Genomic DNA, 19,964 nt, shown 5'->3' with positions numbered 1-19,964 from the left:
TTTTTAAACAGGTAAATTGAGTGAGGAACTGCAAGAAATTCACGCATAATCATAGTGTTGCTTCAACAAAAAAGACGTTACGTAAGAATGCAATTTAACACATTCTATGTAACGCCTATTTCATAGTCGTTCAATTTAGTTATAGATCAACGCTCAACTTAACGTTTGACTTGTCTAGAAAGTTCTTTCTCCTCATTATTAAAGTCATACTCACCAGCATCTTCGCCATAGTATTTATTGTAACGGCGTTTAAATAAGAGATAGAGATGCGATACGAGTACCTTTAATATCGCATAGCCCGGGATACCAAGAATGATACCTACAGGGCCGAGAATATGACCACCACAGAGTAAGATAAAGATAATTGTGAGTGGATGAATCTTGAGTGTCTTACCCATAATGTTGGGTGAAATGAAGTGACCTTCAAAGAAATGCGCGAGGGTCCACACGACAATCAATTTCAACAGCATAATCGGTGATGTAATAATAGCAATAATGATAGCTGGTGAAATCGCAATCGTAGGTCCAATATACGGAACAACACTTGTCACTGCAGCGATTGCAGCTAGAATTAATGCGTAGTCTAAACCGATGATGAGATAGCCAATGTACAGCAGAATACCAATACATAAAGACACAATCATCTGTCCTTGAATGTATGAACCGACTTGCAAGCTCATCTTCTCTAATAAATCATGAAAGTCCTTTCTGAACTTAGGTGGCACAATTCCAGTCGTAAATTCTTTAAAGCGATGGCCGTCCTTTAACATAAAGAAGAGCACAAATGGCGTCGTCGCGATGACAATACCGACATTGACTAACGTTTGCGCAAAGTTCTTCAGTTTAGAGCCTAAACCATCTGTATAATCTGAAGCGAGTGTCGGTAATTTATTAGCAAACTTATCTAAATTACCTTGAATCTGATCATAAAAAGTAGAGATAATCGCATAATTCGAGAACTTGTCAATAAACGCATTCACACGATCGACGTAATGTGGAAAGCTATTCGCCATACTCTTAATTTGATCAGAAATAACAGGAATTAATAAATTCACTGCTAATGTAATTAATCCAGTAATCACAAGAAAGATGATCACAACGCCCCATAATCGTGAAATATGATAACGCTCCATGAAGTTCACAATTGGATTTAATAAATAGAACAGAATTAAAGAAATAACAATTGGAGCAACAATTGTATTAAAAATAATAATAAACGGTTTAAAGATATATGAGATTTGATCAAAAATAAAAATAACGATACCGAGTAGTATGAGCAAGATTAAACCAAATATAATATCCTTACCGCCTAAAAACTTCATAAAGCGTGTTTCTGGAAATGAGAGTCGGAGCTTCTTAGATTGTGATGCTGACTTTTGATTTTGTTGTTTATGATTTTCTTTTTCCATGTGGTTCACCGTACCTTAATGTCTTAAATCTTGCGTGTATTTGTAGCTTAATCCCACTTCACACATTGTCTTAGTAAACGTGAAATGGACTTCTTGTCTTGATAATCATAACACACCCGTTCTGTACATAGATATTAACTCGACTACTGGGGTGACGTTTCGTAATTAAAGAGTGGATAATTGATGTTATTCAATATTATACTTCATACCCGTTTTAGAAATAAAAATGTGGGAGTAAGACGGAAAATCAAGTTTCCACGTCCTACTCCCATTATCATCGTGCGCTCATTCAGCATAAGTTTAACTTATCCGAAGTTACGCTTTATTTTATCCCTTTAGTATAAGGATTTATTCTTCTTGTTCATGCCCCAACTTTCGATACCAAATAGATTGATTTCAAGCTCTTCAGGACGGAAGATAGGTTTCTTACCTTGTTTGCGTTGTAGGCGATAGTCTTTCATAACTGCGAAAGCAATATTAGAAAGCCCTATAATAGAAACTAAGTTGACGACCGCCATGAGTCCCATGAACAAGTCAGCTGTACTCCATACTGTTTCTGTCTTAACCACCGCACCGACAAAAACAAGTACGACGACAAGACATCTAAACACAAACATCAACGGTTTATTTTTAGATAAGAATTCAATGTTAGATTGACCGTAATAATAATTTCCGACCAATGATGAGAATGCAAATAGTGTAATAGCGACTGTTAAGAAGATACCGCCGCCACTTCCTAAATGTTCATTCAGTGCAGATTGTGTTACTTCAACACCTTGAGGTGCTTTTTCACCAAAACGAAGACCAGAATATAATAGAATCATAATCGCTGTAGATGTACATACGAGCATCGTATCAAAGAATACACCTAAAGATTGAATGAGACCTTGTTTCACAGGGTGAGGTGCTGCTGCAGTTGCAGCCGCATTAGGCGCAGAACCCATACCTGCTTCGTTGGAGAATAATCCACGTTTGATACCTTGAAGGACTGCTGCACCCACAGCGCCTCCTGTCACTTGTTCTAGGCCGAAAGCACTTTTAACAATCGTACCTAACATCGGAATAATTTGGTCATAATTAATAACAAGAATAACTAATACGATACCGATGTAAATCAATGCCATTACAGGCACAATCACTGAAGATAGTTTAGCAATACTACGTACCCCACCGAAGATAATAACAGCAGTGAGTACCGCTAAGACAAGTCCAGTTACGATAGGACTGATACTATATTGCGTATTCAATGACTCTGCAATTGTGTTTGACTGAACAGTGTTGAAGACGAAAGCGAATGTTACCGTAATTAATACTGCAAAGACGATACCTAACCATTTCTGGTTTAAACCTTTTGTTATGTAATAAGCAGGTCCACCACGGAAACCGCCCTCTTTGTCTGGTACTTTATATACTTGAGCTAAAGTCGCCTCAATAAATGCACTGGCCGCACCAATCATGGCGATCAACCACATCCAGAATACTGCACCAGGACCACCAAGTACAATTGCAGTCGCAACGCCGGCGATATTACCTGTACCTACACGTGACCCTGCACTAATCGCAAAGGCTTGGAAAGGCGAAATCCCTTTTTTACCATTATCTAACGTCTCTGGCTTCTCACCGAGCGCTCGGAACATTTCTGGGAACCATCTAATTTGGACAAAGCGTGATCCAATGGTAAAAAAGATTCCGGCAGTGATAAGTAAGCCGATTAAATACTGTGACCAGATTAAATCATTGCCGACTGACACGAATGATTTAAACCAGTCAGGAATGTAATTATCAAAGTTATTCACTTCTTATCCCTCTCATCTTGTAAATTTAATTTTTAAACGACAAGAGATTTATAGAACTGTATGAACGCCAAGACAACTCATAATCTGAGCGCATCGAACTATAAATCTCTTACCTATTCTCATATGCTAATAGTTAAACCTAAACTACATTTTATCATTATAAGACAAGAAAGACTATTATATCTTAAATATTTTTACTCAGTGATCAGTGATGTAACTTCACCAAACTCTTTCACATCAACGACAAAGCTACCATTTGTGTACTGTTCTGATAGATGAATATCTTTCACATTACCTGACTCACTAGCACGATCAGATATTATCGTATATTGCGCGTCATCAGATGTAATGACGTCTGCACCGACAATACGATGAGGTTGTTTCTTCAATTCTTTAAGTAACGTAATGCCTCTTTGAGCACGTTTCGCATGTTGCAACACACCGTAACCGATACGTTTCAGAGCACCACGCTGAGTAGCCATTAGAATCGTATCCGTCTCATTGACAGTTTGCGTAAGCACGACGTAATCTTCATCCTTTAAGTTAATCGATTTCACACCCGCTGCACGCAAACCAGTATCGTTGAGTTCATCGGATGAGTAAGTTAGCGACATCCCTTTATGAGTAAGTACCGTAATCATCTCAGGCGCTTCAGTCACACGCATGACATCGATGAGTTCGTCGCCTTCTTTCACTTTCATTGCTACAAGCGGCTTACTGTAGCGTGCAGTTTTAAACATCGAAACATTACTTTTCTTAATCATACCGTTACGTGTGGCAAGGATGTAGTGTCCATCAGGTTTAAAGTCTCGCTCACAATACACATCAATGACCGTCTCGTTGTGATCAATCGCCACAATTTGAGATATATGCTTACCAAGCTCTTTCCATTTAATATCAGCTAATTTGTATACCGGAATGTAGAGATAGCGTCCTTTATTAGTGAACACGAGCACGGTATCAAGCGTATTGACCTCTAGGTATTTCAGGAGACGGTCGCCTTCTTTCACGCCCACTTCTTCTACACCGCTAGCGTTAAAGCTACGTAAAGAAGTACGTTTAATATAACCATCGCGTGTCATGCTCACGACTACATTCTCACTCGGTACCATGACCTCTTTGTCGATCTTAAGTTCAGCAATTTCCGCTTCAATGCTAGAACGACGAGGTTCTTTAAATTCCTTACGAATCGCACTCAATTCATCTTTGATTACCGCAAGAAGTGCGTCATGATTATCGAGAATATGACGTAATTGCTCAATTGTCTGTTTCAATTCACTATGCTCGTCTTCCAATTGTACAATATCCGTATTCGTCAAACGGTAGAGTTGAAGCGTAACAATTGCTTCAGCTTGAGCTTCTGTAAAATCAAATTCAGCAACTAAATTATCTTTCGCATCGCGTTTATTTTTCGAATTACGAATTAATTGAATCACTTGATCTAGGATCGACAAGGCTTTCATTAAACCTTCTACAATATGCATGCGATCTTCCGCATGCTTTAAGTCATAACGTGTACGATTCGTCACAACTTCAATTTGATGATTGAGATAGCTATTGATAATTTCACGTAAGCCCATCAATTTCGGACGGCCTTCACTAATCGCTACCATATTAAAATTATACGAAATTTGAAGATCCGTATTTTTAAATAAGTAGTTAAGTACTGCTTCACTGTTAATATCTTTTTTCAATTCGATAGCAATTCTTAAACCTGTACGATCCGTTTCATCTCGTACTTCCACAATGCCATCTACTTTTTTATCAGCACGTAATTCGTCGATTTTTTTAACTAAAGCACTCTTATTCACTTCGTAAGGAATTTCAGTGACGACGAGTTCTTTACGTCCATTACGTAAATTCTCTGTATCAACTTTAGAACGGACGACGATTTTACCTTTACCCGTTTGATAAGCTTTCTTAATTCCTTCAATACCTTGAATAATTCCGCCAGTTGGGAAGTCAGGGCCTTTAATATATTTCATCAATTGGCTCACAGTAATATCGGGATTATCAATATATTTCAGCGTAGCTTGGATGACTTCGCCTAGGTTATGTGTAGGAATGTCTGTCGCATAACCCGCAGAAATCCCCGTACTTCCATTGATTAATAAGTTAGGCAAGCGTGCCGGTAATACCATCGGCTCAGTTGTCGTATCGTCATAGTTAGGCATGAAAGGCACAGTTTCTTTGTTAATATCACGCAATAACTGCTCAGATAACTTACTCAACTTCGCCTCTGTGTAACGCATCGCTGCAGGAGGATCGTTATCAATACTACCGTTATTACCATGCATCTCTATCAATACATGACGCAATTTCCACTCCTGACTCAAACGGACCATCGCATCGTAAACAGATGTATCCCCATGCGGATGGTATTGACCGATAACGTCACCGACCGATTTAGCACTCTTACGGAAGTTCTTGTCATACGTATTTCCACTAGAGTACATCGCATATAGAATACGGCGTTGTACAGGTTTCAAGCCATCTCGAACGTCTGGTAACGCACGCTCTTGAATAATATATTTACTATAACGACCAAAGCGATCACCTATTACATCTTCAAGCGAAAGATCTTGAATTATCTCACTCACTTCGCATCCTCCTCGTCGATGTCATCTTGCTCTAATACTTGTATTTCACTATTGTCTAAGATACTTTGATCCTCTTGCAGACCAAATTCGACATGATTCTCAATCCATTCACGACGTGGCGCGACTTTATCGCCCATCAATGTCGTCACACGTTTAGAAGAACGAATTTCGTCATCTACTTGCACGCGGATCAATGTACGCGTTTCTGGATTCATCGTCGTTTCCCACAATTGTTCAGGATTCATTTCACCTAAACCTTTATAACGTTGCAAACTAAAGCCTTTACCAAGCTTGTTCTGAAGTTTCTCAAGTTCTTCATCGGTCCAAGCGTATTCTACTTTTTGCTTCTTACCTTTACCTTTTTCTAATTTATAAAGCGGTGGTAACGCAATAAATACTCTACCTGCTTGCACGAGTGGTTTCATATATTTGAAGAAGAATGTAAGTAGTAATACTTGGATATGGGCACCATCTGTGTCTGCGTCGGTCATGATGATCACTCGACTATAGTTACTATCCTCTAGTTTAAACTCAGTACCTACACCAGCGCCTATCGTATGAATAATCGTATTGATTTCTTCATTTTTAAAAATATCTTCTAAACGCGCTTTTTCAGTATTGATTACTTTACCACGCAACGGTAAGATAGCTTGGAATTTGCGGTCTCTACCTAACTTAGCCGAACCACCTGCTGAATCACCCTCAACTAAATAGAGCTCGTTCTTATCTACATTCTTACTTTGCGCAGGCGTTAATTTACCTGATAACAATGTATCCTTACGCTTATTCTTCTTACCTGAACGTGCATCTTCACGTGCTTTACGTGCCGCAATACGAGCTTGTTGCGCTTTAATCGCTTTCTTCACTAACGATTTAGAAAGTTGCCCTTTCTCCTCTAGATAGTATGGTAATTTGTCTGAAACAACGGACTCCACTGCACCACGTGCTTCAGGTGTACCTAACTTCGATTTCGTTTGACCTTCAAACTGAAGCAATTCTTCAGGAATACGTACTGAAATGATAGCTGTTAAACCTTCACGGATATCGTTACCTTCAAGGTTCTTATCTTTATCTTTCAACTCATTAATACGACGCGCATAATCATTGAACATACGTGTCATCGCAGTCTTAAACCCAACTTCATGAGTGCCGCCATCTTTCGTACGTACATTATTAACGAAACTTAAGATACTTTCAGAATATTGATCATTATATTGAAAGGCAATATCAACTTCGATGTTGTTCGCTTCTCCTGTAAACATCGTTACATCATGCAATACTTCTTTACCTTCATTGACATAACTTACGAACTCTTTAATTCCTTCTTCATAATGATAGACTTCTTCACGTTCTTTACCTTGACGTAAATCTTTCAATTCAATTCGGAGATCTTTGAGTAGAAATGCAGATTCTTGCAAACGTTCGCTTAACGTCTCAAAGTTAAATGAAGTGGCTGATTTAAATATTTGAGGGTCTGGTTTGAATGTGACTTTCGTTCCTGTCTTACGCGTCTTACCCATCTTCTCTAGACCGCTTGTAGGCAAACCACCATTGCTGAAAGTCTGACGATAAATTTGACCGTCACGATAGATTTCTACTTCTAACCATTCACTTAAAGCATTCACTACTGAGGCACCTACCCCATGTAAACCACCTGAAGTCTTGTAGCCACCTTGACCGAATTTACCTCCGGCGTGTAAGACGGTAAAAATAACTTCAACTGTTGGCTTACCAGAAGCGTGAATTCCAGTAGGCATACCACGGCCGTTATCTTCTATGGAAACACTATCGTCTTTATTGATTGTGACCTTAATTTGATCACCATAACCATTTAATACCTCATCTACAGAGTTGTCGACAACTTCGTAGACTAAGTGATGTAACCCACGTTTATCGGTAGAACCTATGTACATACCAGGTCTCTTTCTTACGGCCTCTAACCCTTCAAGCACCTGAATGGAATCGTCCGAATAAGTGTTGCTATTATTCTTAACCAATCGTTTCGCCCTCCTACAAACGTACGTTCGTTTTTTAAACTATACAATAGTTATTCTTATATAAATTTACGCAAAATGCAAGCGTCAAAACAATATTTAGAGTGTAAAAGCTGCTGATCTAAAAATTTATTCGTCGCACCTACGTTATCTATGATAAAATAATCCTAACGTCATTAAAGGTTGTGATTGTAAAATGATGATAGTAATCATGTTGATCCTGAGCTATTTGATTGGTGCTATTCCAAGTGGGCTCGTCATCGGCAAATTATTCTTCAAAAAAGATATTAGACAATATGGTAGTGGGAATACTGGAGCGACGAACAGTTTCAGAGTTCTCGGCAAACCAGCCGGCTTTGTCGTTACTTTTCTAGATATATTCAAAGGATTTATCGTTGTATTCTTACCTTTATGGCTACCTGTACATAGTTCAGGTCCGATTAGTGAATTCTTTACTAACGGTTTAATCGTGGGCGTCTTCTCAATCATTGGACACGTCTACCCTATCTATCTTGGTTTCCGTGGAGGTAAAGCTGTTGCGACTAGTGCTGGTGTAGTACTTGGAACTCATCCCATTCTCTTGCTGACACTCGCAATTATCTTTTTCTTTATTCTGTATTTGACGAAATATGTATCTTTATCAAGTATCATCGCTGCCATTTGCTGTATTATCGGTGCCATCTTCATTGGCAATTACATCTTACTTGGTATGAGTATCGTCGTTGGAATTATACTGATTATTAGACATCGCACAAATATCGTACGTATTATTAAAGGTGAAGAACCTAAGATTAAATGGATGTAAAGTTTATAGGGGTTAAATGATACGCCATAGAAGTTGAAATGATGAGAACTTCTATGGCTTTTTTATTTGATGAACAGCATAGTGAGTTATCACTTATGATAAAATATTCTGATTAGTCTGAGATAGATTTCTTTGCTACACTAGATGTTATACTTTTACAATACTCAACTCAATGAAGTGAGCGAGTGTGCATAAAGGAGTGACAGATTATGAAAATAGAACTAACTCAAGAAGCAAAAGATTGGTTTAAAGATGAATTAGAATTACCCGAAGATAACAAAGTTGTACAATTCTTCGTTCGTTACGGAGGTTCGTTTGAACTCAAGCAGGGATTTGGCCCCGCTTTCACTGTAAGTAAAAAAGATGATATAGATATTGGTTATGAAGAGAATTATGACGGTTTAAACATCGTAGTCGCTGAGAAAGATGTCTGGTACTACGAAGGTCACCATTTAAAAATTGATGTAGGTGAACATGACGAAATTGTGTACACTGAAGAAATGTAGTTGTAAATGATACGCACTTAGGTTGGTCAGCCGAGAGAGCTCGTATATGCGGAATAGCTCATATAAGTATATAAGGAATCTATCATCCTGGTAAAAAGTGTATCGGTAGTGAAATAGTGTACACGAGTGGAATGCTAGCTTGCACTGGCTATAAAAACTTATTGCTTTAACCTCACAGTCAGCTCAAGTGTGCGTGTACTAGCTTAGATTAAAAGCTATTAGGCATAATCTACTTAGCAACATTTAGCGTATTATATAGGCTCTAATTAGGCTTATGAACGGGCTAGTGTTATCGTTTTACGCAAGTTAGTCAACTCAGTATTTCTTTTGAACTTATGCGTGTTGTATACTGCTCAGAGTGTTCTAATTGACCCAACTCAATTGCTATAAATAACGCTATGACATTTAGGATTTCTCCTTTTTGTCATAGCGTTATTTAAACTTATAACTCTTCAACACCGTTCGTAACCTCGAAATCCACGCCTTCTTTGTTGAGCGCTGCTACTTTGTGATATACATCGTGCCATTCTGGAAAAGTGCGATCTAAACGGATAGGTTTATAAGTATCTTTACGAATACAAGTTAAAGTCGTAGAACCTGTAGTCGCTAATTCTCCAGCTTCATTATATACTTCGTAGCAATAAATAGACTTGAGTCGAGAATATCTTTCGACCCATGTTTTTATTTTAACTTTTTCAGGATATGTAACAGACTTAATGTATTTAATATCGAGTTCAGTCACTGGAGAAATGACACCATTATCCTCCATATCTTTGTAACTAAATCCAAGTTTATTAATATAATCCGTTCGTGCCACTTCAAACCAAGTTGGATAATTTCCGTGATAAATAACACCCATTTGGTCGGTTTCTTGATATCTTGCTTGAATTTCAGTAATACTATAAATCATTTTAGTACTTCCTCATTTCACTCACTTTTAGTCTAATAAAAATTTTAACATACGCTTACGATAGAATAGAAGTTTTTAAACTGTAGTTTCTCCTTGTGTTGCTTTGCTCTACATAAAAAAAGACTGGAACTCGAAAGTCCCAGTCCAAAACTCATTATTATTGAGCGAGTTTATCACGTAATACAAGTTGTAAGATACCGCCATTACGGTAGTAATCCATTTCAACGTTAGAGTCGAAACGAGCGATAGCTTTAAAGTCAACTTCAGTTCCATCTTCTTTAGTTGCTTTAACATCGATTAAGTCATGTGGCTTAACATCTTCGTTAATATCAACTGAGAATGTTTCAGAACCATCAAGACCTAAGCTATCTGCAGATTCGCCATCTTGGAATTGTAATGGGAGTACACCCATCATAACTAAGTTAGAACGGTGGATACGTTCGTAACTTTGAGCGATAACTGTCTTAACACCTAAAAGGTTTGTACCTTTAGCTGCCCAGTCACGTGAAGAACCCATACCGTAGTCATTACCAGCAAGTACAACTAAACCAGTGTTATCTTCTTTGTATTTTTGAGCTGCATCATAAATTGACATTACTTCGTCAGTTGGCCAATAAGTAGTGAATCCACCTTCAGTACCTGGCGCTAATTGGTTCTTGATACGGATATTCGCGAAAGTACCACGTACCATTACTTCGTGGTTACCACGACGTGAACCGTAAGAGTTGAAGTTACGTACAGGAACATCATGTTCAAGTAAGTACTTACCTGCTGGCGTATCTTTACCGATAGCACCTGCTGGAGAAATGTGGTCAGTAGTAACAGAATCTCCAAATTTACCAAGTACGCGCATACCTGTTAATGGTTTAATGCTATCTGGTTCTTTAGATAAACCTTGGAAGAATGATGGGTTTTGAATGTAAGTAGAATTAGGATCGAAGTCATATAATGGTTTATCAGTAACATCGATTTCATTCCACATTTCATTATTGTTGTATACAGACTCATATTCTTCTTTGAATAACTCAGGAGTTACAACACTGTCTACAGTGTCAGCAACTTCTTTGATTGAAGGCCAAATGTCTTTAAGGTAAACGTCTTGACCGTCTTTACCTTTACCAAGCGGCTCATTTTGTAAGTCGATATCTACTGTACCAGCTAAAGCGTATGCTACTACAAGTTGCGGAGAAGCTAAGTAGTTCGCTTTAACTAATGGATGGATACGACCTTCGAAGTTACGGTTACCTGATAATACTGAAGTTACGAGTAAATCTTCTTCAGCAACGGCTTTTTCGATCTCAGGTAATAATGGACCTGAGTTACCGATACAAGTTGTACAACCATAACCTACAAGGTTAAAGCCTAGGTCATCTAAATAATCTTGAAGACCAGCGTCACGTAAGTAACCTGTAACAACTTTAGAACCTGGCGCTAATGAAGTCTTAACATATTCAGGTACTTTCAAGCCTTTTTCAACAGCTTTCTTAGCAACTAAACCTGCACCTAACATTACGTAAGGGTTAGAAGTGTTCGTACAAGAAGTGATCGCTGCGATAGCAATATCACCAGTCGTCATCTGCGCAGTAGAACCATCTTCAAAGTTGATTGTTGCTTCTTTGTCGAATTCGCTCTTATCTAAACCATGACCTTGGTTACCTGCTGGAGCAGTAACAGAGTCTTCGAATTCTTTCTTCATGTCACTTAAGAAGATTAAGTCTTGTGGACGTTTAGGACCAGATAATGATGCTTCAACAGTTGATAAATCAATTTCGATTACATCAGTGTATTCTGGCTCTTCTTTCTCTACATCGAAGAATAAGCTGTTTTCTTGTAAATATTTTTTAACTAAATCAACATGCTCGTCTGAACGACCTGTTAATTTCATGTATTTAAGTGATTCTTCGTCTACTGGGAAGAAACCACAAGTTGCACCATATTCTGGCGCCATGTTAGCGATAGTTGCACGGTCAGCTAATGGTAAATTAACAACACCTGGACCATAGAATTCGATAAATTTACCAACTACGCCTTTTTTACGTAACTCTTGAGTTACACGTAAAGCTAGGTCAGTAGCTGTAGAACCTTGTGGTAATTCGTTAGTTAATTTAACACCAATAACTTCTGGAATCGGGAAGTATGATGGTTGACCTAACATACCTGCTTCGGCTTCGATACCACCAACACCCCAGCCTAATACGCCGAGACCGTTGATCATAGTAGTGTGAGAGTCAGTACCTACTAAAGTATCTGGGAATGCAACTTCGTCACCATTGTCATCTTCACGTACGTGAACAACATTAGCTAAATACTCTAAGTTAACTTGGTGTACGATACCTGTTGCAGGTGGTACAGCTTTATAGTTATCGAAAGCTTTAGTCGCCCAGTTTAAGAATTGGTAACGTTCGTAGTTACGTTCGAATTCTAATTTCATATTTCGTTCTAGTGCGTCAGGATTAGCGTAGCTATCAACTTGTACAGAGTGGTCGATAACTAAATCAACTGGCACTTCTGGATTGATCTTGTTTAAATCCCCGCCTACATCATTCATTGCTTTACGTAATGATGCTAAGTCTACTACTGCTGGTACACCAGTGAAGTCTTGTAAGATAACACGTGATGGTTTGAAAGGAACTTCACCTTTAGCACCTTGAGTAAACTCTGCTAAAGATTTAATGTGTTCGTCAGTAATGACATGACCATCTTCTTGTCTTAATACTGATTCTAATAATACTCTGATTGAATATGGCAATTTAGAAACTTTAGTTAAACCTTGGTCTTCTAAAGTACTTAAATCATAGTAAGTATATGATTTACCGTTAAGATCAAACGTCTTTTTCGCTTGCTCTTTCATATTTGAAGCCATATTTATCCCCCCCTGAACCTTAATTTTTATATGCCTTAACTAAATTGTATAATTATATATTCATGAATACAACTGTCTATAGCTAGAAATAGCCCTATTTACCTTTTGATTTTACAATCAGTATATATAACCTTTGCTTATCATAAAACAGCTCTATCATAAGTTATTTTTATCAATTGAGAATCATTATCACTTATCTTATTATGATTTTTGTTATTCATTTGGATAAGTAAAATTCTATTTTCATGGGATTGAATTTAGGTCGTATATATGAGCTATTATTTTGGGAAGTTTATGTACTGAATTTAGATTAGAATAATTATAATGTGTGTTCGTCTTTAGCGCTTAATAAGTGCGATTGAGATGGCGAGTTCAGATAGATTGTTTGAAAGAAAATAGAGACAGTGGGGTTGTACGAGTACATTAATACGCTGACAAACTATGTACTAAGAAAAATACTTTAAAATAGTAATAAATAACGGGAGCTACGTGATAGTAACTCCCGTTAAGTGCCTCAAATTATTTATTTTTGTTTTTCGGCATTTCGACGTGCTTCACGTTTTTCGAGAATATCATCTTCATAGTCCTGTTGTTGATATTGAACATATTCTTGAAGACGATGTTTATTAGGTGTCAATGTTAAGCCTAAGAATTTACGTTCTTGGTTTGCGTCTTTGTAGAATGAAATCATCATCAGTATAACCACTATAGAGAACGGTAAGGCACTAATAATCGCCGCACTTTGGATAGCGTTTAATGCTTGTGATCCATCGCCACCGCCTGCTAATAGCAGAATAAAGGCGATAAGGGCTTGTGCAATACCCCAAGATACCTTAATCGTATTACGTGGTTCTAATGTACCGAATGATGTTTGCATACCAAGTACGAACGTTGCTGAGTCGGCTGAAGTAATAAAGAATGAGCCGATTAATACTAATGCAATAATGGATAAAGCCATACCCATTGGTAAGTGGTGGAACACACCAAATAATTGAGTTTCTGGACTGATTTTGAATAATTCTTGATGTGCTTTACCAGTTTGAATACCTAGTACACCAAAGACACTAAACCATACGAAACTTACTAATGCTGGAACGAGTAATACACCCGCGATAAATTCTCTGATTGAACGACCCTTAGATACACGGGCGATAAAGATACCAACGAATGGACTCCAGCTTAACCACCAGCCCCAGTAGTAGAATGTCCAAGTCGTCATCCAACCACGTTTTTGTCCATCTAATGGAGCTGAGTCAAATGTGTTTAGTAAGAATGAATTGAATAAGTGACCTATAGAGCTAGTCATGAAATTAAGAATAAGTACTGTTGGTCCAATAATAAGTACTGCAACCATTAGAATAGCACCTAAACTAATGTTTAAGTTACTTAGATATTGGATACCTTTACTTAAACCTGACCAAGCACTTGCAATGAATAGGATAGTTACGACTACGATAATGATCGCTTGAACCCATTCATTATTAGGTACACCGAATAAGTAATGTAAACCACCGTTGATTTGAAGGGCACCCATACCAAGAGATACCGCAACACCAACGAGAGTTGCAAAGACTGCAAGTACGTCAACAATAATTCCGATTGGACCTTCTACTTTATTACCTAAGATCGGGCGAAGTGTTCTTGAAATAAGACCAGGTTCGCCTTTTCTAAATTGAGCATATGCTAATGCAAGAGCAACTACACCATAAATAGCCCAAGCATGGAAGCCCCAGTGGAAGAATGTTGCACGTAATGATTCAGTATAAGCATGAGCACTTTTAGCGTCACCTGTAGGTGGGTTGATAAAGTGACCCATTGGTTCAGCTGCACCATAGAACACTAAACCAATTCCCATACCGGCACTGAATAACATCGCAAACCATGAAATTGTATTAAATTCAGGTTTGTCATTAGGTTTACCTAATTTCAACTTACCGATAGGACTAAAGATTAAGAAGATACAGAAGAATACAATAATCGTTGTTAAGATTAAGTAATACCAACCTAATTTGTCAGTAATCCATAGCTTAATCGTGTCCGTTACATCACCGAATTTCGCAGGGAAAACGGCACCTAATATAACGACGATAGCAACGATAATTGCACTGTATATAAAGACAGGCGAAATCTTCTTACTATCGTACTGATTAGAAGAATTCATAACTAATTACTCCCCTTCCTATTAAATTGTCAAACCGAAAAAGATTTATTAATTTGTGACACAAATTAATACTACCATTCCATAAGCTATCATATAGAATAACAAAACTCCACAATCTAATCAAATTTACTTTTATGTAGCATTCCCTTTTTTTGAGTTATAAGGTATAATTAAAAAACTATTAAAACTATTTTTTAGTTGGAGGTAATTAATCATGTTAAAGGAATTTAAAGAGTTCGCCTTCAAAGGAAATGTACTTGATCTCGCTGTAGCTGTAGTTATGGGTGCAGCTTTCAATAAAATTGTCACAGCGCTAGTTACGTATATTATTATGCCTTTAATCGGACTTATTTTTGGAACAGTGGACTTTGCGAAAAGCTGGTCGTTTATGGGTATTAAATACGGTATGTTTGTCCAATCAGTCATTGATTTCCTAATCATTGCTTTCGCATTATTTATTTTCGTTAAAATTGCTAATACATTAATGCGCAAAGAAGAAGAAGAGGAAGAAGAAGAAATAGAAGCGAATACAGTACTACTAACTGAAATTCGTGATTTACTTCGTGAAAAGAAAGATATTTAAAACAACGAACAGTTATAATCGCGAGTACACTACAAGTCGAAGTGACATAGTTTTATATTAGAGAGGAAATCAATAAGCGATTCCCTCTCTTTTTTATTATTGCTTAATCAACTTCGTGTAACTTTCTCTCTGACTTGATGTAACTTGTAAGATAAGTGGAATACGTTGTTTTAATTCAGAAACATGAGAGATAATACCTACCAATCTCCCTGTGGACTGTAAGTTAATTAAAGTATCTAATGCAGTATCAAGTGTTTCTTGATCTAACGTGCCGAAACCTTCGTCGATAAAGATAGATTCCAAAGCAATACCACCTGATTCTTGTTGCACAACTTCACTCAAACCAAGCGCAAGTGCTAAAGAAGCTTGGAAAGTCTCCCCTCCTGATAAGGTACTGATATGTCTTTCTTTATTAGAATGGGCATCAAAAACATTAATCTCCAGACCACTATATCCTTGGGAGACAGATTGCTTTCTTACAAGGCGATATCTCTCACCTGTCATTACGGATAACCTCTTGTTAGCCTGACTTAATATTTGAGTTAAATAATGTATCAGTACATAATTTTCGAGCTTTAATTTCGTTGCATTTTTACCCGTTATTACATCAGATAGATGAATCATTTCGGTTTGATTTTGTAACTCATTATTTAACTGATTAACAATCGCTTTAATTTCTTTGAATTTTTGATTATTAAATTCTACTTTGTACGTGTGATGATTATACTTTTCTACAATTTCATTAAATTGTTGTTTACTCTTTTGATAAGTTTCTTCAACTTCTATTAAATCTAAACGTTCTTTATTTTTTAATTCTTCTTTGAGATTATGAATAATTCCTTCAAGAGATTGCTTTTCTCTTTCATAATTCTGTACTTGTTGTTCATATCGACTTTGATATTTTGTTTTATCAATAGCCTCATCAATTTCTTGTTGAGTTTCAAAACCTACTCGTGACATTTCATTGCTAATTTGCTCATTTAATTCTTGCTTTTCTTTTTGTAGGCTTTCAAAAGTATCATTGAGATACTTAATATTATTTTGAGTTAATTCAAGTTGTTGTTTCTCCTCTTTAACGTGATCTTTAGTATCATTTAACTGTTTAGAATATTGTTCTAAATCATGTTGATGAGATTGATAGCTTTCTTTAAATTGTTCTATATCAGTATATTCAGTCGTGGTTTCAAAATCATTGATTTTAGTTTCTTCTGATTTAAATTGATGTTTAAAATTGAGTAAATCTGTTTCTATTTTACGTTGTTTGTTTACCAATTTTTCCTGTTCTTCTTTTTGTTTTTCTATAAACTGATTGTGTTGCTTTTGTTTCTTTAAACGTGCTTCGAGATTTTCTCTCTTAGATTTTAAATTCTGAATATCTTCCGTAGTTTTATTTGATTGAGCTAACTTAGGTAATTCTTGGTTAATGTTATCAATACTATTTAATAATTTTCCCTTTTTCTCTTGTAATTCACTAAGTTGTTTGGCAATTTGCTCCTGTTTAAATTGATCTTCTTTCATTTGATCGATATCAATATGTTCGCCTAAATCAGTAACTTCATTCCCACATATAGGACAAGTGTCTCCTATTGTCACTTGCTGTTGAAGCGTCGTAACTAGTTTCTCATAATTATTAAAATCTAAATTCAATAAATTGGTTTGTGTATGTTTAAAATCTTCTTCTAGTTTTTTATTTACTTCTTCTAAACGTTTCTTTTCTTTCGAGAGTAAATCTATTAAATTTTCTCTTTGAGAATTCTCTTCAATCTCTTGTGTAATATGTCTTTCTTGGTCTTTTAATTGATAAATATCGTTATTAAAATCATTAATAATCTCGTAGTTAAGTTCTTTATCTTTCATATTAAGCGTCAACACTTCTATTTTAGAGTCGATCTCATTTTGTTCATTCTTCAAAACGTTAATTTTTTCTTTTAATTTATTAATGTTCTTATAGGCTTGTTGATAGGAATCAATATTTTTAAAGAACAACTTGTTTTCTGTAAGAAAAGTTTCAATATCCTTATAGTATTCACTTTGTTCTTCTAGTGAATTTAATTTTTCTTCATATTCTTGAATACGTTTTTCTTGTAGTTTCGTTGTATTGGTAGCTTCTTCTATTTTCTTTTGATTATCAGAAAGTTTTTTAGAAACACTTCTATGTTGTTTCATATATTGTGAAAGTAATTTAACTTCATTAATTTCATTTAAATATTGTTTAACTTTAGCGATTTCATCTTTTCTTTCTAACAATTTATTATATTGATTTTCATGCTCTGAGAGCTTTTTATAGTTTTGTGAAATAGCTTTTTGTTCTTCGAGTATTTTTAAATGTTGATCCAGTATTTTTTCATGATTATTTTTATTATGAGACAATTGAGTTAACATATCATTCGCTTGTTGCTCAAAACTTTTAATAGCCTCAATAATACGCTTCGTTTGATTGACATCAATGTTTTTTAAAGCTTGCAAATGTTCATCATTAAAGTCATTAACATCGCCCCAATTATCTTGGAGCTTTCGATATAAATCATCGATTTGTTGACGTACTTGATCTACATTTTCCTTTAATGTATTCTGTATCACCTCAAATCTCTGACTATTAAAAAGTGTTCTTAAAATTTGTTGCTTTTCTAAACTACTTGAAACTAAGAACTTTTTAAATTCACCTTGAGGTAAGATAAACAATTGTCTAAATTGATCAGCATTAACGCCTAGTCTTTCTTTTATAAACTTATTACCATCTTTAATTGTACTTTCAATTAACTCATAATCATTATTTATTTTTCGATATACAGTTAGATGTCCGGGTGTTTCAGTTTTATTACCTTCTTTAGTAAATTTCCCTTGTCTTTCTACACGAAAAATTTCTTTGCCTAACTTAAATTCAAAAGAAATCTTTAACGCTTCGTTTCTATTAGCAAAATGACTTCGCAAATCGCCTTTGTCACGATCTTTTGTAGAAGCCTCGCCAAAGAGCGCATATACCATCGCATCAAAAATCATCGTCTTACCAGAACCCGTTTTACCACTGATTAAAAACAGTTGATTGTTAGTTATTTGAGTGAAATCAATCTGTTCTTTAATAAAAGGACCGAAATTGTTCATTGTTAGCTTTAAAGGTCTCATAATTAATACTCTCCTTTATCGATTTCTTCAAGCACATTGGTAATCATTTTAGATTGGTTATCTGATAATGACTGATCAGTAACGTAACGATAGAATTCATTAATGATTTCAAAATCACTTTTCTGATGCATTGTATTATCTACATCAAACTGATTGAATTGCTCATTCATCTCATTATTAATTAGGGATAAAGTATTAGGGAATATATTTTTTAATATAGACATAGGATCAGTAACATGAGACATATGACTTAATCGAAATTGCATATAGTTATCTTTATTCTTCACCAGTAAACGTTCTTGAACCACATCTTCATAATCTCCTGTGACGATTTCTAATTCACGTTTAGGTTCTAATTTTTTAAAATAACCTTTAACCTCGTTATCTTCAATATTGATAATGCGATACCCTTTAGATTGATTTACCTCTGAAAAAGAGTACTGCAATAGTGAACCACTATAGTGAATATATTCAGAATTAATACTAAACGGATGATGAAGGTGACCAAGGAGCACACGGTCGAAATTATCAAAATGTCGCTCATTAACTTCTTCAACTGTACCTATTGTTATTTCTCTTTCTGAATCAGAACGAATACCACCTTGAACTGTTAAGTGACCAATCAATATATTAATCTCATTACTATTTAAGTTTTCAGTAATAATATTTAGTAATTGAGTAATGCCTTGTTGATAAGTTTGAATTTCGTCATCATTTAAGAAATCTTTAATTTCAGCAAGAGTAGCAAATGGTAATGTATAGAAGTTAACGCCATTAATAATAATCGGATTATTGATATCTTCTAATGACGTTCTAATATGTAAATTAGATTTACTAAACCACTCAGCTCCATAATTTAAACGTGCTTTGCCGTCATGATTACCGTTCGTAATAATTAATGGGATGTTTAACTCTAAATTTAATTCAGCAATGGTTTGTTCAAGTAATTTTACTGCATCTTTATTAGGGTAGCTTGTATCATAAAGATCTCCAGCTATAACAATTACCTCAGGTTGTTCTTCTTTCATCTCTTCTATAAACTGTTTTAATATATATTCTTGGTCTTCCAACAATGATTTCCCATTCAAAATTTTGCCTAAGTGCCAATCAGCAGTATGTACTATTTTCATTTCAACCTCTCCTATACAGAACGTTTGTTCGCTTTTATGATATAATAATTTCTAACTCATAGCAAGAAATATGAGTGGCTCATT

The 19,964-nt window shown here is 35.9% G+C and carries 12 protein-coding genes; 3 read left to right on the top strand and 9 right to left on the bottom strand.

Going from position 1 to position 19,964, the window contains the following annotated elements; genetic code table 11:
• Positions 1 to 158: 158 nt before the first annotated feature.
• The 4 genes from CD039_RS03975 to parE all read right to left on the bottom strand — a co-directional run bounded on the left by CD039_RS03975 (position 159) and on the right by parE (position 7,802).
• Positions 159 to 1,409 carry an AI-2E family transporter gene (locus CD039_RS03975; RefSeq protein WP_103371216.1) on the bottom strand — a complete coding sequence of 417 codons (1,251 nt, stop codon included), beginning with the start codon at positions 1,407 to 1,409 and terminating at the stop codon, positions 159 to 161.
• 335 nt (positions 1,410 to 1,744) lie between these two features.
• Positions 1,745 to 3,205, bottom strand: coding sequence for a glutamine transporter AlsT (alsT, locus tag CD039_RS03970; RefSeq protein ID WP_103371215.1), 1,461 nt, complete (start codon positions 3,203 to 3,205; stop codon positions 1,745 to 1,747).
• Positions 3,206 to 3,399: 194 nt separating this feature from the next.
• The gene (parC, locus tag CD039_RS03965) at positions 3,400 to 5,805 is read right to left on the bottom strand and encodes a DNA topoisomerase IV subunit A (RefSeq protein ID WP_103371214.1); all 2,406 of its coding nucleotides are present in this window, start codon (positions 5,803 to 5,805) and stop codon (positions 3,400 to 3,402) included.
• Positions 5,802 to 7,802: a DNA topoisomerase IV subunit B gene (gene parE / locus CD039_RS03960; protein ID WP_103371213.1), complete on the bottom strand. Its 2,001-nt coding sequence runs from the start codon at positions 7,800 to 7,802 to the stop codon at positions 5,802 to 5,804. Before parE ends, parC begins: the two co-directional genes overlap by 4 nt.
• A gap of 193 nt (positions 7,803 to 7,995) precedes the next feature.
• Between parE and plsY the strand changes: the two genes are divergently transcribed.
• On the top strand, positions 7,996 to 8,604 hold the full coding sequence (gene plsY, locus CD039_RS03955; protein ID WP_049405108.1) for a glycerol-3-phosphate 1-O-acyltransferase PlsY: 609 nt from the start codon (positions 7,996 to 7,998) through the stop codon (positions 8,602 to 8,604).
• Positions 8,605 to 8,813: 209 nt separating this feature from the next.
• Positions 8,814 to 9,110 carry a HesB/YadR/YfhF family protein gene (locus tag CD039_RS03950; RefSeq protein ID WP_103371212.1) on the top strand — a complete coding sequence of 99 codons (297 nt, stop codon included), beginning with the start codon at positions 8,814 to 8,816 and terminating at the stop codon, positions 9,108 to 9,110.
• Between the two features lie 442 nt (positions 9,111 to 9,552).
• On the opposite strand, the gene menI is transcribed toward CD039_RS03950, so the two are convergent.
• The 3 genes from menI to CD039_RS03935 all read right to left on the bottom strand — a co-directional run bounded on the left by menI (position 9,553) and on the right by CD039_RS03935 (position 15,044).
• Complete coding sequence (gene menI / locus CD039_RS03945) at positions 9,553 to 10,020, bottom strand: 1,4-dihydroxy-2-naphthoyl-CoA hydrolase MenI (RefSeq protein ID WP_103371211.1); 468 nt, start codon at positions 10,018 to 10,020, stop codon at positions 9,553 to 9,555.
• Between the two features lie 157 nt (positions 10,021 to 10,177).
• The gene (acnA, locus tag CD039_RS03940; protein ID WP_103371210.1) at positions 10,178 to 12,883 is read right to left on the bottom strand and encodes an aconitate hydratase AcnA; all 2,706 of its coding nucleotides are present in this window, start codon (positions 12,881 to 12,883) and stop codon (positions 10,178 to 10,180) included.
• Positions 12,884 to 13,406: 523 nt separating this feature from the next.
• On the bottom strand, positions 13,407 to 15,044 hold the full coding sequence (locus tag CD039_RS03935) for a BCCT family transporter (protein ID WP_103371209.1): 1,638 nt from the start codon (positions 15,042 to 15,044) through the stop codon (positions 13,407 to 13,409).
• A 214-nt stretch (positions 15,045 to 15,258) separates the two neighbouring features.
• Here CD039_RS03935 and mscL point away from each other — a divergent pair, with 214 nt between their 5' ends.
• Positions 15,259 to 15,627, top strand: a complete 369-nt coding sequence (mscL, locus tag CD039_RS03930; protein WP_103371208.1) for a large conductance mechanosensitive channel protein MscL — start codon at positions 15,259 to 15,261, stop codon at positions 15,625 to 15,627.
• Between the two features lie 96 nt (positions 15,628 to 15,723).
• Here mscL and sbcC read toward each other — a convergent pair whose 3' ends face one another.
• Together sbcC and sbcD are read right to left on the bottom strand one after the other, a co-directional pair.
• A complete protein-coding gene (sbcC, locus tag CD039_RS03925) occupies positions 15,724 to 18,750 on the bottom strand; it encodes an exonuclease subunit SbcC (protein ID WP_103371207.1) in 3,027 nt (1,008 codons plus the stop codon).
• Between the two features lie 2 nt (positions 18,751 to 18,752).
• Positions 18,753 to 19,880: an exonuclease subunit SbcD gene (sbcD, locus tag CD039_RS03920; protein ID WP_103371206.1), complete on the bottom strand. Its 1,128-nt coding sequence runs from the start codon at positions 19,878 to 19,880 to the stop codon at positions 18,753 to 18,755.
• Positions 19,881 to 19,964 lie beyond the last annotated feature (84 nt).

The sequence above is a fragment of the Staphylococcus argensis genome (genome assembly GCF_002902305.1).
Classification (GTDB): Bacteria; Bacillota; Bacilli; order Staphylococcales; family Staphylococcaceae; genus Staphylococcus; species Staphylococcus argensis.
Note: the sequence above shows the minus strand (reverse complement) of the source record. Positions and strands in the feature narration are given on the sequence as shown.

Excerpts from the sequence above, each read along its gene's own strand:
- CD039_RS03975 (WP_103371216.1), bottom strand. The coding sequence starts at position 1,409 with ATGGAAAAAGAAAATCATAAACAACAAAATCAAAAGTCAGCATCACAA.
- plsY (WP_049405108.1), top strand. The coding sequence starts at position 7,996 with ATGATGATAGTAATCATGTTGATCCTGAGCTATTTGATTGGTGCTATT.
- CD039_RS03950 (WP_103371212.1), top strand. The coding sequence starts at position 8,814 with ATGAAAATAGAACTAACTCAAGAAGCAAAAGATTGGTTTAAAGATGAA.
- menI (WP_103371211.1), bottom strand. The coding sequence starts at position 10,020 with ATGATTTATAGTATTACTGAAATTCAAGCAAGATATCAAGAAACCGAC.
- acnA (WP_103371210.1), bottom strand. The coding sequence starts at position 12,883 with ATGGCTTCAAATATGAAAGAGCAAGCGAAAAAGACGTTTGATCTTAAC.
- CD039_RS03935 (WP_103371209.1), bottom strand. The coding sequence starts at position 15,044 with ATGAATTCTTCTAATCAGTACGATAGTAAGAAGATTTCGCCTGTCTTT.
- mscL (WP_103371208.1), top strand. The coding sequence starts at position 15,259 with ATGTTAAAGGAATTTAAAGAGTTCGCCTTCAAAGGAAATGTACTTGAT.
- sbcC (WP_103371207.1), bottom strand. The coding sequence starts at position 18,750 with ATGAGACCTTTAAAGCTAACAATGAACAATTTCGGTCCTTTTATTAAA.
- sbcD (WP_103371206.1), bottom strand. The coding sequence starts at position 19,880 with ATGAAAATAGTACATACTGCTGATTGGCACTTAGGCAAAATTTTGAAT.